The sequence below is a fragment of the Methylobacterium sp. 10 genome (assembly GCF_000519085.1).
Lineage (GTDB): Bacteria > Pseudomonadota > Alphaproteobacteria > Rhizobiales > Beijerinckiaceae > Methylobacterium.
Window position 1 is genome coordinate 3209430 of the sequence record NZ_KI912577.1, and the last position, 15027, is coordinate 3224456.

Genomic DNA, 15027 nt, shown 5'->3' on the forward strand with positions numbered 1-15027 from the left:
CTCCGCTTCGGCACCTCGGGATCGAGCGGTGAGGACGGATGGAGGCCCGCGTCGTGGATGGCGAGGCGCGCCTTCGGAGACGTCACCTCCGTCTGAACAAACGAAAAAACGCGGCCCTTCTCAGGACCGCGCTCTTCGTTCTCCCTCAGCCCGGAGGCTAAAGACGGCTTACGCGTCCTGGCGGGGTCCGCGGGCGCGGTCCTGCTCGGCGTTGCGCTCGGCCTTGAGCTTCTCGGTGAGATCCTCGCCGGTCTCCTGGTCGACGACCTTCATGGAGAGGCGGATCTTGCCGCGGTCGTCCGCGCCGAGGAACTTCACCTTCACCTTCTGGCCGTCCTTGACGACGTCCGTCACCTTGGCGACGCGCTGGGCGGCGAGTTCCGAGATGTGGACGAGGCCGTCCTTGGCGCCGAAGAAGTTCACGAAGGCGCCGAACTCCATGCACTTCACGACGGTGCCGTCGTAGATCATGCCGACTTCGGCTTCCGCCACGATCGAACGGATCCAGTTATAGGCGGCCTTGATGGCCTTGCCGTCGCTGGAGGCGATCTTCACCGTGCCGGTGTCGTCGATGTTGATCTTGGCGCCGGTCTTCTCGACGATCTCGCGGATCACCTTGCCGCCGGTGCCGATCACTTCCCGGATCTTGTCGGTGGGGATCTGCATGGTCTCGATGCGGGGCGCGTATTCGCCGAGCTCGGGACGGGCGTCGGTGAGGGCCTTGGCCATCTCGCCGAGGATGTGGACGCGGCCTTCCTGCGCCTGATGCAGGGCGACCTTCATGATCTCCTCGGTGATGCCGGCGATCTTGATGTCCATCTGCAGCGAGGTGATGCCGGCTTCCGTGCCCGCCACCTTGAAGTCCATGTCACCGAGGTGATCCTCGTCGCCGAGGATGTCGGACAGCACGGCGTAGCGCTCACCCTCGAGGATGAGGCCCATGGCGATGCCGGCCACCGGACGGCGCAGGGGCACGCCGGCATCCATCAGCGACAGCGAGGCGCCGCAGACGGAGGCCATGGAGGACGAGCCGTTCGACTCGGTGATCTCGGACACGACGCGGATCGTGTACGGGAATTCGTGGGCCGGCGGCAGGACCGGGTGCACGGCACGCCAGGCGAGCTTGCCGTGGCCGATCTCGCGACGGCCCGGGGAGCCCATGCGGCCGGTCTCGCCCACCGAGTAGGGAGGGAAGTTGTAGTGCAGCAGGAAGGTCTCCTTGTAGGTGCCTTCCAGCGCGTCGATGAACTGCTCGTCCTCGCCGGTGCCGAGGGTGGCGACCACGAGGGCCTGGGTCTCGCCGCGGGTGAACAGCGACGAGCCGTGGGCGCGCGGCAGCACGCCGACCTGGGAGACGATCGGGCGCACGGTGCGGACGTCACGTCCGTCGATGCGCGAGCCCGTGTCGAGGATGTTCCAGCGCACGACCTTCGACTGCGCTTCCTTGAACGCGGCCTTGACCTTCTCAGGGCTGAACTTCTGCTCGCCCTCGGCCGGACAGAGAGCCGCGATCACCTTCGCCTTCACGGCGTCGACGGCGGCGTAGCGCTCCTGCTTGATCGTGTTCTTGTAGGCGTCGCGGAGTTCCGATTCGCACACGTCGAGGACGGCCTGCTCCACGTCGCCGTTCTCGGGCGCGGAGAAGTTGCGGGGCTCCTTGGCGGCCTTCTCGGCGAGGCGGATGATCGCCTCGATGACCGGCTGGAAATGCTTGTGGCCGAACATCACGGCGCCGAGCATGGTCTCTTCGTCGAGCTCCTTGGCCTCGGATTCCACCATCAGCACGGCGTCCTGCGTGCCGGCGACGACGAGGTCCAGGGTCGAGTTCTCGAGCTCGGGCACCGGCGGGTTCAGGATGTACTGGCCGTTGACGTAGCCGACGCGGGCCGCGCCGATCGGGCCGGTGAAGGGCACGCCCGACAGGGTCAGGGCGGCGGAGGCCGCGACCATGGCGAGGATGTCGGGATCGTTCTCGAGGTCGTGGGTCAGGACGGTGACGACGACCTGGGTGTCATTGCGCCAGCCCTCGACGAAGAGGGGACGGATCGGGCGGTCGATGAGGCGGGAGACCAGGGTCTCCTTCTCGGAAGGGCGGCCTTCGCGCTTGAAATAGCCGCCGGGGATGCGGCCGGCGGCGTAGGCGCGCTCCTGGTAGTTCACGGTGAGCGGCAGGAAGTCGATTCCGGCCTTGGGCTCCTTGCCCGAGACGACGGTGGCCAGCACCGAGGTCTCGCCATACGTCGCCATCACGGCGCCGTCGGCCTGGCGAGCGACCTTGCCCGTTTCGAGGACCAGCTTGCGGTCGCCCCAGATCAGCTCTTCACGTTGTACGTCGAACATATGTCTTGCCTTCCTGCGGTCGGGCGAACCCGGCGCCGCCAGGGGCAAGATGGCGCGGCGCTTCGGCCCGGACTGGGCAAAAGCGCCGCGCGATCCTGTCCCCGGCGCTTCCGCGCCTCCAAGTCGCCCGGTTTTCGGGTGGCCGGACCCATTCCGGCACCCCGACCTGTCAGAACGCGGCCCCGGGCCGGGCCCGGAACCGCGTGAACGCCGTCTTAGCGGCGGATGCCGAGACGCTCGATGAGGCTGCGGTAGCGGGCCTCGTCCTTGCGCTTGACGTAGTCGAGCAGCGAGCGGCGCTGCGAGACCATCTTCAGGAGGCCGCGGCGGGAATGGTTGTCCTTGCCGTGGGTCTTGAAGTGACCGGTGAGGTTGGTGATCCGCTCGGTGAGGATCGCCACCTGGACCTCCGGAGAACCGGTGTCCTTGCCGCCGGTCGCGTATTCCTTGATGAGCGCAGTCTTGCGCTCGGCCGAAATCGACATCGCATTCCCTTTCGATACGGGTTTTCGGATCGAGACGACCCTCCTCGGGAGGGGCCGTCTCAGCCTGGGACGGGGCCTGTGCCGGGATGTCGTCCAGCACGGTCGCGTTCACAAGCAGCTTTAGCCCCGTGCCCGTTTCCGGGTCGAGGCAAGGGGGACACATACACGAATCCGGGCTTCGTGCCACCCCCATCCCGGCGCCCGCCCGGGCGGGCGCCGGGCATTCGCGCCGCGCTGACGGTGGAACCGGACCGGCGCATGGCGGCCTCGGGCCATTTCGTCTCTAACGTCTTGATTTATCGTATTGTCTGTCGACGATTCAGACTCCATTTCGCTACGAAGGTCACACCCTGGCAAATTCCAGCTTCTGTCTTTTGCATTCAAAGACAACCGTGATAAAGGCTCCGACTTGGATTTAGAAGCGCAATTGGATTTTTAGAAACAACTGGGGGCGGAATGGAACGAATTATCATCAAGATCGGAAGACCGATAGCATTTGCGGTTATTACTTTCGTGTCGAGCTATTACTTGTTCGGCTCGCCTTTTATCTCTTCGGCACTCAGCCTCGTCCCCTTGCTGCTCGGGTGGCTCGGCGTGCTCGAAGGCTTTTCCTACATCGTCGCGGCGTTGATCTTCGTCGCCGCAGTGATCTGGGCTGTCGTTCCCGTCGAGACGAAGACCTTCGTCAAGCAACAGTACGATGCCGCCATGAAGGATTTCGTGGCCGGAATGCCGGACACCAAGAAAGCGGACTGAGCCGGTCTCGAAAAAAAGCGGTCGGCGGTTCTGCGGCCGGAACTCCGCGACACTCCGGAAGCCTGAGCGAACCCGGATGGGCGGACGGAGTCAGCCGGAGACGGGCAGGCGATCCCGGACATCTGCGCTCGCAGCGCGGATGTCCTGTATCAGCGCGTCGATCCGCTCAGGCTCGGAATCCCAGGCGAACATGAACCGGGCGCCCCCGCCGATGAAGGTGTAGAAACGCCAGCCCCTGTCCCGCAAGGCATCTAGCCGCTCGGGCGAAGCCGTCAGGAACACGGCGTTGGCCTCCACCGGGAACATGGTGGCAAAGCCTGGACACTCCGCCACCGCCCCGGCGAGGCGTTGCGCGCAGGCATTGGCGTGGGCCGCGTTGCGGAGCCAGGCGCCGCCCTCCAGCATGCCGACCCAAGGCGCGGTCAGGAAGCGCATCTTCGAGGCGAGTTGCCCCGCCTGCTTGCAGCGGTAACCGAAATCCTCGGCGAGGGCGGGATCGAAGAACAGGATCGCCTCGCCCGCCGCCATGCCGTTCTTGGTCCCGCCGAAGCAGAGCAGGTCCACGCCAACCTTCCAGGTCATCTCGGCCGGCTCGCAACCGAGGCTGGCGCAGGCATTGGCGAAGCGCGCGCCGTCCATGTGGAGGCGCAGGGACAGGTCGCGGCAGGTGGCCGAGATCTCGGCGATCTCCCGGAGCGTGTAGAGCTGCCCCGTCTCCGTCGGCTGGGTGATCGTCACGACGCGGGGTTTGGGAAAATGAATGTCGGAGCGCCCCGTCGCGAGCCCCCGGATGAGGGCAGGCGTGAGCTTTCCGTCCGCGCTCGCCGCCACCAGCAGCTTCGAGCCGTTGGAGAAGAATTCCGGCGCGCCGCACTCGTCGGTCTCCACATGCGCCGAGGCCGAGCAGATGACGCTGTGGTAGGACTGGCACAGGGAGGCCAGCGCCAGGGAGTTCGCGGCGGTGCCGTTGAAGGCGAAGAACACCTCCGCATCCGGCTTGTCGAACAGGTCGCGAAATGCGTCCGATGCCCGCTTGGTCCAGGCGTCCTCGCCATAGGCCGGTACCGAACCGCCATTGGCCGCCTCGGTGGCGGCCCAGGCCTCGGGGCAGATGCCGGCGTAATTGTCGCTGGCAAATTGCTGGGGGTCGGGCTTCATCGTCGCTTCGCCTTCCGTCGGTTCCGCATGGGAGCCGAAGCGACGCGTGGCGAAACCCGTTTCGTTGCCGGTTCGGCCACATCCCCTTCTATCGATGAGGGCTCCACCTTGCTCGGGTCAGCAGGTTGGCGTCGGGCGTCACCGCGACTCTTGATGCGGCAACAAGCTTAGCAGGGCGCGGGGCCGGCGACAACGCAACGAGAGCCGCCCGTCCTCCGACGGTTCGGGGACGGGCGGGGGACTACCTTCACGCGGTCGGGCGACCCGAGCGGCCGGCATAACGGCGGCGGAGGTAGGACACGACCTTGGGGAGCAGGAAGGCGAGGATCAGCTTACGCATTTCGAGGACGCTCCGGAGCGGTGAATAAGATGCGGCCCCCATCCGGAGCCGGCTGTCCGAAGAGCAATGATCGGCGGGACGTTGCGTTCCTCGGCCGGATGTACGGATGGGATGCGCCCGCCCGTCAGAGGTCGAGAATCAGCGTCACCGGCACGTGGTCGGAGGGCCGTTCCCAGCCCCGCGCCTCGCGGAACACGTCCACGGAGCGCGCGGTGCCGGCGAGGTCCGGCGAGATCCAGGCATGGTCGAGGCGCCGTCCCTTGTTGGCGGCGGACCAGTCCGGCGAGCGGTAGCTCCACCAGGTGTAGATCTTCTCCGGCTCCGGGGTGAGCACGCGGGCGGCGTCGATCCAGCCCGCTTCCCCGCGCAGCTCTTCCAGGGCTTGCGTCTCCACCGGCGTGTGGCTGACCACGGAGAGGAGCTGCTTGTGCGACCAGACGTCGTGTTCGAGCGGCGCCACGTTGAGGTCGCCCACCAGGATCGCCGGGCCGGCCATGCGCCGGCCTCCCCAGGCGCGCAGGTCCCGCAGGAAGTCGAGCTTGTGCGCGAATTTCGGGTTGAGGCCGACATCCGGAACGTCGCCGCCGGCCGGAACGTAGAAATTGTGGATCACGAGGCCCGCCGCCGCCCCCGCCTCCGGCCCGAGCATCGCCGAGATGTGGCGGGCATCCGGCTTCCCGCAGAAGGCCATGACGTCGCGGGTGAGCAGGGGAAAGCGCGACAGGATCGCCACGCCGTTATAGCCCTTCTGGCCCGCGAAGACGACGTGCTCGTAGCCCGACCCGCGCAGGGCCTTGAGCGGAAAGGCATCGTCCGGGCACTTGGTCTCCTGCAGGCAGAGCACGTCGGGCTTCACCTCTGCGAGGAACCGAAGCACGAGATCGATGCGCAACCGCACCGAATTGATGTTCCAGGTGGTGACGGAGAGGCGCAACGGGTCTAGCTCACAGATGTGATAGGGGAGGGGATCGGCCGCCTCGATAGACCGGATCGGCCCGCCCGTCGCCGCACAAATGCCGCGTTCCATCAGCGAGAAGGACGCGCCGTCGCCGTTTCAGGAAGGATCGCCCGTCGTGTCGCGCACCCGCTCTGCGCTCTTCAACGTCTACTGGGCCGCCTGGACCGCCTGTTTCGCGCTTCCCCTCGTGGTGCTCGCGGCCCTCGGCTGTCCGACGAAGCCGATCCGGGCAGCGACGCGGCTGTGGTCGCGCGGCATCCTGTTCGGCCTGCACCACATCGTCGGCCTGACCTATGTGGAGGAGGGGCGCGCCCGCATCCCCGCGGAGCCGTGCCTCATCGTGGCCAACCACCAATCGGCCTGGGAGACCCTGGCCTTCCTCATCCTGATCCCCAACGTCGCCATCGTGGCCAAGCGCGAACTCGTGGCGATCCCCATCGTCGGCTGGTTCCTGCGCCGCTCGCCGATGATCATCATCGACCGGGCCAACGGCACCCAGGCCCTGCGCACGATGATCGACGAGAGCCGGATGGCCATCGCGGAGGGGCGCTCGATCCTGATGTTTCCGGAGGGCACCCGCAGCACCATCGACGCGCCGGTGCAGTTCAAGCGCGGGGTCGAGTTGCTCTACGCCAAGCTCGGCCTGCCGGTCCTGCCCGTGGCGGTGAATTCCGGCCTGTACTGGCCCCATGGCGGCTCGCGCCACATCCCCGGAACCGTGGTGGTGAGCTACCTCTCCACGCTGAAGCCGGGCCTCTCGGGCAGCGAGTTCATGCGGGGCACGCAGGACGCGATCGACGCGGAATTGAACCGCTGGCGAGGCGGAACGGCAATGGAGCTCCAGGCGTCCTGATCGAAAAACCCTCCCCCCCCCTTTGCGGGGGAGGACGCGCCCCTCACTGCGCCTTGATCTGCTTCTCCATCGCCTTGTCCTCGCTGCGCCCGTAATTGATGAAGAACTGGCTGCCGTCGATGGCCTTGCCCTTCTGCAGGTTCGAGAGCTGCACCGTGGTCTGGTAGCCCTGCGGATCGGTGATCCGCCACTGGCTGAGGGTCTTCATCTCGGCATCGAAGAACAGCTGGATCTTCGAGGTGCCGCCCAGCGTCGCCCGGTCCTCCAGGGAGATGCGGATGCCGCCCGGATCGTTGGAGACGTCCGACACGGTGAGATCGCGGGCGAGGTCGATTTTTTCGCGAAGCAGGAATTTCAGGGGCGTCTGCGAGATGAAGTAGAGGTCCTGGGTCTTGAGCTTGCGGTCCTTCACCGCCACCGAGGTCCCATCGGCCACCACCTCCATGGGGGAGGGCTGGTCGTAGTCGAAGCGCAGGCGGCCGGGCTTGGCCAGGGTCAGCTTGCCGCCGATGCGGCGCCCGTCGCCGGCGATCTGGACGAAGTTGCCGCTGAGCGTGGTCATGCCGTTGAAATAGGCGTTGGCCTGGGCGAGCACGGCGGCGGGCTCGGCATCCAGCATGGACGACGCCGCGGTGGGGGCGCCGACGGCGGCCACCTTGGCGGGCGCGTCCGAAGGTGCCGCCTTCGCGGCGGGCTTCGCGCCGGGAGCCGGCTTGTCCGACCCCGCCTTGGCGTCCTTGGCGGGTTTGGGCGCCTGGGCCGCGGGCTTCTTCGGGGCGGCGGGAGCGGCCGGGGGCGCTTCCGGCTCGGGGGCAGGGGCAGGCACGGGCTGTTCCTTGCGCCCGAACAGGCCGTCGAGGAAGGACGAGACCTGCGCCGAGGCCGGCGCGGGATGGAGGTTGGCTGCCAGCACGAGGAGCGAGCCGGCGGCGAGAAGGTGGCGTCGGCCGGTCATCCTGGGGCGTTCTCCGAAGTCGCGGGGGTTCTGGCTTAGAACCTCACCCTGTGGCGAATATGGGACGTCGATGCGGTGGAGGTGAGGGGCCGGAGACGGCTCGCCTCGTCCGGAGCCCCCCCACCCTCGGTCCCTCCCCACGAGGGGGAGGGAGGAGGAGCTCAATCGTCGTCGTCCATCATGGACGAGGCCATGGCGATCGACCCCATTGAGGAGGGCGCGGTCTCCATCAGGATCTCGCGCTTGCCGGCGTGGTTGGCCTGACCGACGATCCCCTCGACTTCCATCCTCTCCATGATCGAGGCGGCGCGGTTGTAGCCGATCTGCAGGCGGCGCTGGATGTAGCTCGTGGAGGCCTTGCGGTCCCGCATCACCACCTGCACCGCCTGGTCGTAGAGGTCGGCCCCCGCATCGATGCCGCCGCCGGCATAGGCACCGGCATCGAAGATCGGCGCGTCGATCTCCTCGGCTTCGGCAGCCGCCGCCTTCTCGGCCTTGGAGGCCTTGGCCGGCTTCTCCTCGGGCGGGTTCTCGTCCACGGTGACGGCTTCGAGGTAGGACGGCCGGCCCTGGCGCTTGAGATGGGCGACCACGCTCTCGACTTCCGAATCCGAGCAGAACGGGCCGTGGACGCGGGTGGTGCGGCCACCGCCGGCCATGAACAGCATGTCGCCCTGGCCGAGCAGCTGCTCGGCGCCCATCTCGCCGAGGATCGTGCGGCTGTCGATCTTGGACGTGACCTGGAAGCTGATCCGGGTCGGGAAGTTCGCCTTGATCGTGCCGGTGATGACGTCCACCGACGGACGCTGCGTCGCCATGATGAGGTGGATGCCGGCCGCACGCGCCATCTGCGCCAGGCGCTGGATCGCGCCTTCGATGTCCTTGCCCGCCACCATCATCAGGTCGGCCATCTCGTCGACCACGATCACGATGTAGGGCAGCGCAGAGAGATCCATCTCCTCCGTCTCGAACACCGCCTCGCCGGTCTCGCGGTCGAAGCCGGTATGGACCGCCCGGGTCAGGATCTCGCCCCGGCCACGAGCCTCCGCCAGCCGCGCATTGAAACCGTCGATGTTGCGCACACCGACCTTCGACATCTTCTTGTAGCGCTCCTCCATCTCGCGCACGGCCCATTTGAGGGCGATGACCGCCTTCTTCGGGTCGGTGACCACGGGGGAAAGCAGGTGCGGGATGCCGTCATAGACGGAGAGTTCCAGCATCTTCGGGTCCACCATGATCAGGCGGCACTCTTCCGGCTTCATCCGGTAGAGCAGCGACAGGATCATCGTGTTGATCGCCACCGACTTGCCCGAGCCCGTGGTGCCGGCCACCAGCAGGTGGGGCATCTTGGCGAGATCGGCGATGATCGGCTCACCCCCGATGTTCTTGCCGAGGCAGAGGGCCAGCTTGTGCTTGCTGATGCAGAAATCGGCCGAGGCGAGGAGCTCGCGCAGATAGACGGTCTCGCGGGTCTCGTTGGGCAGTTCGATGCCGATGACGTTGCGGCCGGGAACCACCGCCACGCGGGCCGAGACCGCCGACATGGAGCGGGCGATGTCGTCCGACAGGCCGATGACGCGGCTCGACTTGGTACCGGGGGCCGGCTCCAGCTCGTAGAGGGTCACCACCGGGCCGGGACGCACGGCGAGGATGTCGCCACGCACGCCGAAATCCTGCACCGTCTGCTGGAGGTTCAATGCGTTCTGCTCGAGTACGTCGGCATCGACCTCCTCGGTGCCGGTGAGCGGCGGCTCGGCCAGGAGTTCGAGCGAGGGGTGCTCGTAATCCTCGTTCTCCACCAGCGACATCGGCGTGTGCCGGCCGGCCGGGATCAGGGTGGCGCGGGGCTCGGGGAAGATCGCGCGGGACGGAGACGGGGCAGGCGGCGGGGCAGGCAGGGCGAGGACGGGAGCCGGGGCTTCCTCCATCTCGACGGGCGCAGCAGCTTCGGAGACGGCCGGCGCTTCCGCCACAAGAGGCTCGGGCTCCGGAGTCGGGGCGGCGGCCTTTGGATTGCGCAACAGGACCGGGCGCGGCGGCAGCGGCGTGAAGACCGGAGTGGCCCTGGCAGGGGAGGGGGCCTGGATGGGAGAGGTTTGCGCGATGTTGGCGTCCATCACGGGAGCGTCCGCGAGGGGGGGCTGCGTCAGGAGAGTTTGCATCACGGGAGCCTGCGCCACCGGGGCGGCGGGCATGCGGGCCGGACGGATCGCCGCGCGGGCGGCCATGGCAGAGACGGCAACCGAACGCTGGGGGGCCGGCCCGGTCTGCTCGATGACGAGAGCCAGGGTGGCCGCCTCGGCGACTTCGGCGACGCGGTCCTCGTGGCTCGGCTCGTCCCTGACGGGCGCGGACTGGCCGTTATGTTGGCCGTTATCCTGGCCGTTGGCGGGCAGGGGCGCGCCGCCACGGTCGAACCGCATCAGCCGGTCGAGGACGTAGACGGGGCTGGGCGGCAGCGGGCGCAGGAGCGAGATGTCCACGGGCGGCGAGACCGTGAAGCCTGAGGTCTCGTTCTCCTGCGCACTCATCGGGGCCAGATCCGGCACCGGGGCAAGCTCCGACACCGGAGAAACCTCCGGCACGGACGGAGCCGAAGCCTCGGCGGAATCGGCCTGGATCGCCGACCACGTCTCCACGGCCGTCGAATCCTCGCCGTCGAACCAGGCGCGCATGGCGGCCCAGTCCGGGACCTCGGTCCAGTCGCGGTCGACGGGCAGCGGGGCCGGCTCGGCGGCGAGGATCGGCTCGCTCACCGATGCGGGGATGGGCAGCGGCTCCTCGACGATGGCGGCGAGGACGGCTTGCGGCCGGCGGTCGGGCGAGCGGAAGAAGCGCACGCCGGGCGGCGGGGTATAGGGCTGGCGCCACAGGGGCTGGGGCGGCTCGGGGGGGATCGCGGCGAGAAGCGCGGCCTCGGCCGCCTCCTGGGCGGCACGCTCCGCTTCCGCGGCGGCGAGGGCGGCGCGTTCGGCGGCCTGCCGCGCCTCGTCCTCGGCCTGCCGCGCGGCGCGGACCTGCTCCTCCTGCGCCAGGCGCTCGGCATCGAGCGCCCGCTGGCGGCGCTCCTGCAGTACCGGATCGGGGGTGCGGGTGTAGCGCACCGCCGGGGCGTCCGGCTCGGGCGCGGAATGGGCCGGCGCGTCGTAGCCCTCCGGCGTGATCGAAGCGGGGCGGCGCGGCGAGCGGATCAGCACGCGCGGGCTCGATGCGCCGTGGTCGATCCGGCTTTCGCCTGTCGAGTCCAGGGCCGCGATGCCCGAAGAGCGGGCGAGATCGGGAGTGGCGCGGTCGTCGAAGACGTGGTCCGGCCAGGCCTGCGCCTCGGCCCACTCGCCCTGCTCCAGCCAAGGCTGGGGCTGGGGAGCGGGGGCGTCGTGCACCATGTCCCTGGGGGCCGTGAGCCAGGATTGCACGGGGCGCGGCGAGACCAGGCTAGGGCGCTGGGGCGGTCCGGCGAGGCGCCGGGTCAGGCTTGCGCGTAGGCTGATCAGCCTGTGCGCGAGGGCGCCCAAGGTCAGGCCGGGGCGGTCGCCGCCGCGTCCGGGCCGGGAGGGATCACGATGAGAATAGGGAGGCCGTCCCGATGCGCGCATGATGCTCTGGATTGACTCGAAGGGTACGGGTCCGCGTCCTCGACAGGAGCGGTTCTTCCCCACGCTAGGGCCAACGTCGTTAACAGACGCTTGCCCGCATGCCGCGAAGTGTCGGATCTCCGAAGACCGGGAGCGCCCGCCTCCCCCTGGAGCACCGGCGCGTAACGGGTTAGATGAGGGAACCCGATGAAGCGTCTCGGATCACACGGGTTTCCCTCGGCGGACCCTGCCCGCTTAGCCCCGCGCGCTGCGGACGCTGCGTCACCCTTGCGAGAGGCACCCCGCCCCTTGGTCGAAACGACACGAAGTTCCGCCTTCAAGTCCCTCTACCGCCACGGTTTCGCCCGCGTGGCGGCCTGCGCCGGACGCAGCCATCCGGCCGATCCGGAGCGCAATGCCGACGAGATCCTGGCGCTCGCCGGGGAATGCCATCGGGCGGGCGCGGTCCTCGCCGTGTTCCCGGAACTCTGCGTCTCCGCCTACGCCATCGAGGACCTGCTGCTGCAGACGCCCCTCCTCGACGCGGTGGAGACGGCGATCACCCGCATCGTTGCGGCCTCGGCCGAGCTGACGCCCATCCTCGTGGTCGGCGCGCCCCTGCGCTGGCGCCACCGGATCTACAATGGCGCCCTCGCCATCCATCGGGGCCGGGTGCTCGGCGTGGTGCCGAAGAGCTACCTGCCGAATTACCGGGAGTTCTACGAGAAGCGCCATTTCGCCTCCGGGGCCGGCATTCTCGGCGAGGCGATCACCCTCGGTGGGGTCGATGCGCCGTTCGGAACGGACCTGCTCTTCTCGGCGGACGACCTGCCCGGCTTCACCCTCGGGATCGAGGTCTGCGAGGACCTTTGGGTGCCCGCCTCCCCCGGCACCGATGCGGCCCTGGCCGGTGCCACCGTCCTCGCCAACCTGTCGGGCAGCCCGATCACCGTGGGCCGGGCTGAATCCCGGGCGCTGCTCACCCGGTCGGCGTCGATGCGCTGCGCCTGCGCCTATGTCTACGCGGCGGCGGGTCTCGGTGAATCCACCACCGACCTGTCCTGGGACGGCCAGACCAGCATCGACGAGGTCGGCATCCGCCTCGCCGAAGGCGAGCGTTTCGCCGCCGGTCCGGTGGCGACCATGGCCGATATCGACCTCGACCTCCTGGTCCAGGAACGGCTGCAGGCGGGAAGCTTCGACGACAATGCGCGCGGGCGCGGGCTCTCCTACCGCACGATCCGCTTCCGCCTCGATCCGCCATCGGGCGATCTCGGACTGATGCGGCGGGTGGAGCGCTTTCCCTTCGTGCCGGCCGACATCGCCCGCCTCGCCCAGGATTGCTACGAGGCCTACAACATCCAGGTGGCGGGGCTCGCCCAGCGTCTCGCCGCAACCGGCACGAAGAAGGCGGTGATCGGCATCTCGGGCGGCCTCGATTCGACCCACGCCCTCATCGTGGTCGCCAAGGCCTTCGACAAGCTCGGCCTCCCGCGCTCGGACATCCTCGCCTACACGCTGCCGGGCTTTGCCACCTCGGACGGCACCAAGGCCAATGCCCACGCACTGATGGCGGCCCTCGGGACCACCGCCGGGGAGATCGACATCCGGCCGGCGGCGCGGCAGATGCTCGCCGATATGGGCCATCCCTACGGGCGGGGAGAGCCGGTCTACGACGTCACCTTCGAGAACGTACAGGCGGGCCTGCGGACCGATTACCTGTTCCGGCTCGCCAACCAGAGCGGCGCCATCGTCATCGGCACGGGGGACCTGTCGGAACTGGCGCTGGGCTGGTGCACCTACGGCGTCGGCGACCAGATGAGCCATTACGGCGTCAATTCCGGGGTGCCCAAGACCCTGATCCAGCACCTGATCCGCTGGGTCATCGCCAGCGGCCAGATCGGGGACGGCGCCAACGCCACCCTACAGGCGATCCTCGCCACCGAGATCTCGCCCGAACTCGTGCCCACGGAGGAGGGCGGCTCGCCCCAGAGCACGGAGGCCAGGATCGGCCCCTACGCGCTTCAGGATTTCAACCTGTTCTACACCCTGCGCTACGGCTTCCGACCCTCGAAGATCGCTTTCCTCGCCCTGCATGCCTGGAGCGATGCGGAGCGCGGCGCATGGCCGCCGGACTTTCCCGAGGCCAAGCGTCAAACCTACGCCTTGCCGGAAATCCGCTCCTGGCTCGGCGTCTTCCTGCAGCGGTTCTTCGGCTTCAGCCAGTTCAAGCGCTCGGCGATGCCCAACGGCCCGAAAGTGGCGGCCGGGGGCGCCCTCTCCCCGCGCGGCGACTGGCGTGCGCCGTCCGACGGCAACGCGCGGATCTGGCTCGACGAGCTCGCCCGCAACGTTCCGGAAAACTGACCGACACAGTCCCGTCCGATTATGCCACTATGAGCCCGAGTCGGGGTGGCCAGTCGGAGACCGACCGATGCAAAGCTACAACGTGTTCTGCCTGAAGAGCGTCAGCGGCCTGTGCTGCGCGGTGCCCGAGAGCCGCGCCGTGCCGAGCTTCCTCAGCGGACGGAACTGGGCGTTCAGCGGACGCCTGAGCGACGAGGCCGAGGCGCCGGCCGATTTCGATGAGCGGGCCGCGACCACGGCGGTGCGCTTCAACGGCTTCTACCTCTTCGAGACCATGGATCGGCGCTTCAACTGAGCGGACTCGTCCATCGCGGCGATCTTTCCTTAAGAAGCGTCATGCGAGGGTCCGGCCGGTCGCACCAAGCGGAGTCGGAGGCCGACCGTCATGTCGGACAAACGCAAGGAAGCGCGGCAGAGGACGTTCCTCAAGGGCCGCATCATCTTCAACAACGGCGCGTCGAGCATGGATTGCCTCGTGCGCGACCTGTCGTCGGTCGGCGCGCGCCTCGCGCTGACGGAGACCGCGACCCTTCCGGATCTGTTCGACCTGTTCATCCCCCAGAAGGAGCGGACCTATCGAGCGAGTCTTCGCTGGCGCCGCACCGACGGCATCGGCGTCGCCTTCGTGGACGAAACGGCGGCCGCCGCTCCGGTGCCGCTGGCCGAGCCGGGCGCGATGCTGGCCCTGATCCAACGCATCGGCGAACTCGAAGCCGAGAACGCCGTCCTGCGCCGGCTCGTCGCCGCGACGCCGGCCCCCGCCGGTCCCGACTGACTCACGCGCCGTCCAGCGCCGCCCGGATCTGGGCCGCATGGATGCCGAGAAGATCCTGGTCGGCCATCTTGCCCGTGTGCCGGCCCAGGGCCACGCCGTCGAACCGGGGGACGACGTGGACGTGGAGGTGGAACACCGTCTGCCCGCCGGCCGCCTCGTTGTACTGGAAGACCGTGAGACCATCGGCGGAGAAGGCGGTCTTCACCGCGCGGGCCACCCTTTGCACCGTGGCGGCGACGGCGGCCAGGGATGCGGGGTCGGCATCGAGGAGGCCGCGGGCCGGCGCCTTGGGGATCACCAGGGTATGGCCCGGCCCCTGGGGCATCACGTCCATGAAGGCCAGGGTGTGCTCGTCCTCGTAGACCTTATGGGCGGGGATCTCGCCGCGCAGGATCTTGGCGAAGACGTTCTGCGGATCGTACTGCGCAGCTTCGGCGTTTGAGGACATCGGGGCCGGTCTCCATC

The 15027-nt window shown here is 68.4% G+C and carries 12 protein-coding genes and 1 riboswitch; of the genes, 5 read left to right on the plus strand and 7 right to left on the minus strand.

The genetic code is table 11. The features are described 5' to 3' along the window. Positions 1 to 168: 168 nt before the first annotated feature. A complete protein-coding gene (pnp, locus tag K368_RS0115000; RefSeq protein ID WP_027173045.1) occupies positions 169 to 2340 on the minus strand; it encodes a polyribonucleotide nucleotidyltransferase in 2172 nt (723 codons plus the stop codon). Between the two features lie 215 nt (positions 2341 to 2555). Then, a complete protein-coding gene (gene rpsO, locus K368_RS0115005; RefSeq protein ID WP_018044126.1) occupies positions 2556 to 2825 on the minus strand; it encodes a 30S ribosomal protein S15 in 270 nt (89 codons plus the stop codon). A gap of 456 nt (positions 2826 to 3281) precedes the next feature. Here rpsO and K368_RS0115010 point away from each other — a divergent pair, with 456 nt between their 5' ends. Beyond that, positions 3282 to 3581 carry a hypothetical protein gene (locus K368_RS0115010; RefSeq protein ID WP_027173046.1) on the plus strand — a complete coding sequence of 100 codons (300 nt, stop codon included), beginning with the start codon at positions 3282 to 3284 and terminating at the stop codon, positions 3579 to 3581. Between the two features lie 90 nt (positions 3582 to 3671). Here K368_RS0115010 and K368_RS0115015 read toward each other — a convergent pair whose 3' ends face one another. Next, positions 3672 to 4739 carry a low specificity L-threonine aldolase gene (locus tag K368_RS0115015; RefSeq protein ID WP_027173047.1) on the minus strand — a complete coding sequence of 356 codons (1068 nt, stop codon included), beginning with the start codon at positions 4737 to 4739 and terminating at the stop codon, positions 3672 to 3674. Between the two features lie 50 nt (positions 4740 to 4789). Continuing rightward, positions 4790 to 4901: riboswitch (SAM-I-IV-variant riboswitch) on the minus strand. Between the two features lie 302 nt (positions 4902 to 5203). Then, the gene (locus tag K368_RS0115025; protein WP_027173048.1) at positions 5204 to 6013 is read right to left on the minus strand and encodes an exodeoxyribonuclease III; all 810 of its coding nucleotides are present in this window, start codon (positions 6011 to 6013) and stop codon (positions 5204 to 5206) included. A gap of 79 nt (positions 6014 to 6092) precedes the next feature. Here K368_RS0115025 and K368_RS0115030 point away from each other — a divergent pair, with 79 nt between their 5' ends. Beyond that, entirely contained in the window at positions 6093 to 6890 is a 798-nt protein-coding gene (locus tag K368_RS0115030; RefSeq protein ID WP_027173049.1) for a lysophospholipid acyltransferase family protein, read from the plus strand. Positions 6891 to 6933: 43 nt separating this feature from the next. Here the strand turns inward: K368_RS0115030 and K368_RS0115035 are convergent, their stop codons facing one another. Continuing rightward, positions 6934 to 7845 (minus strand): outer-membrane lipoprotein carrier protein LolA, encoded by a 912-nt coding sequence (locus tag K368_RS0115035; RefSeq protein ID WP_027173050.1) that lies wholly within the window; start codon positions 7843 to 7845, stop codon positions 6934 to 6936. 161 nt (positions 7846 to 8006) lie between these two features. Next, positions 8007 to 11441, minus strand: coding sequence for a DNA translocase FtsK (locus tag K368_RS0115040; protein WP_036266371.1), 3435 nt, complete (start codon positions 11439 to 11441; stop codon positions 8007 to 8009). Positions 11442 to 11729: 288 nt separating this feature from the next. On the opposite strand from K368_RS0115040, the gene K368_RS0115045 reads away from it, so the two are divergent. The 3 genes from K368_RS0115045 (at position 11730) to K368_RS0115055 (ending at position 14562) form a co-directional block, all read left to right on the plus strand. After that, positions 11730 to 13787, plus strand: a complete 2058-nt coding sequence (locus K368_RS0115045) for an NAD(+) synthase (RefSeq protein WP_027173052.1) — start codon at positions 11730 to 11732, stop codon at positions 13785 to 13787. Positions 13788 to 13854: 67 nt separating this feature from the next. Next, positions 13855 to 14082, plus strand: coding sequence for a hypothetical protein (locus K368_RS0115050; RefSeq protein ID WP_027173053.1), 228 nt, complete (start codon positions 13855 to 13857; stop codon positions 14080 to 14082). 90 nt (positions 14083 to 14172) lie between these two features. Further along, a complete protein-coding gene (locus K368_RS0115055; RefSeq protein WP_027173054.1) occupies positions 14173 to 14562 on the plus strand; it encodes a PilZ domain-containing protein in 390 nt (129 codons plus the stop codon). A 1-nt stretch (position 14563) separates the two neighbouring features. On the opposite strand, the gene K368_RS0115060 is transcribed toward K368_RS0115055, so the two are convergent. Continuing rightward, positions 14564 to 15010, minus strand: a complete 447-nt coding sequence (locus K368_RS0115060; RefSeq protein WP_027173055.1) for an HIT family protein — start codon at positions 15008 to 15010, stop codon at positions 14564 to 14566. Positions 15011 to 15027 lie beyond the last annotated feature (17 nt).

Excerpts from the sequence above, each read along its gene's own strand:
- rpsO (WP_018044126.1), bottom strand. The coding sequence starts at position 2,825 with ATGTCGATTTCGGCCGAGCGCAAGACTGCGCTCATCAAGGAATACGCG.
- K368_RS0115040 (WP_036266371.1), bottom strand. The coding sequence starts at position 11,441 with ATGCGCGCATCGGGACGGCCTCCCTATTCTCATCGTGATCCCTCCCGG.
- K368_RS0115035 (WP_027173050.1), bottom strand. The coding sequence starts at position 7,845 with ATGACCGGCCGACGCCACCTTCTCGCCGCCGGCTCGCTCCTCGTGCTG.
- K368_RS0115050 (WP_027173053.1), top strand. The coding sequence starts at position 13,855 with ATGCAAAGCTACAACGTGTTCTGCCTGAAGAGCGTCAGCGGCCTGTGC.
- pnp (WP_027173045.1), bottom strand. The coding sequence starts at position 2,340 with ATGTTCGACGTACAACGTGAAGAGCTGATCTGGGGCGACCGCAAGCTG.
- K368_RS0115015 (WP_027173047.1), bottom strand. The coding sequence starts at position 4,739 with ATGAAGCCCGACCCCCAGCAATTTGCCAGCGACAATTACGCCGGCATC.
- K368_RS0115010 (WP_027173046.1), top strand. The coding sequence starts at position 3,282 with ATGGAACGAATTATCATCAAGATCGGAAGACCGATAGCATTTGCGGTT.
- K368_RS0115055 (WP_027173054.1), top strand. The coding sequence starts at position 14,173 with ATGTCGGACAAACGCAAGGAAGCGCGGCAGAGGACGTTCCTCAAGGGC.
- K368_RS0115030 (WP_027173049.1), top strand. The coding sequence starts at position 6,093 with ATGCCGCGTTCCATCAGCGAGAAGGACGCGCCGTCGCCGTTTCAGGAA.
- K368_RS0115060 (WP_027173055.1), bottom strand. The coding sequence starts at position 15,010 with ATGTCCTCAAACGCCGAAGCTGCGCAGTACGATCCGCAGAACGTCTTC.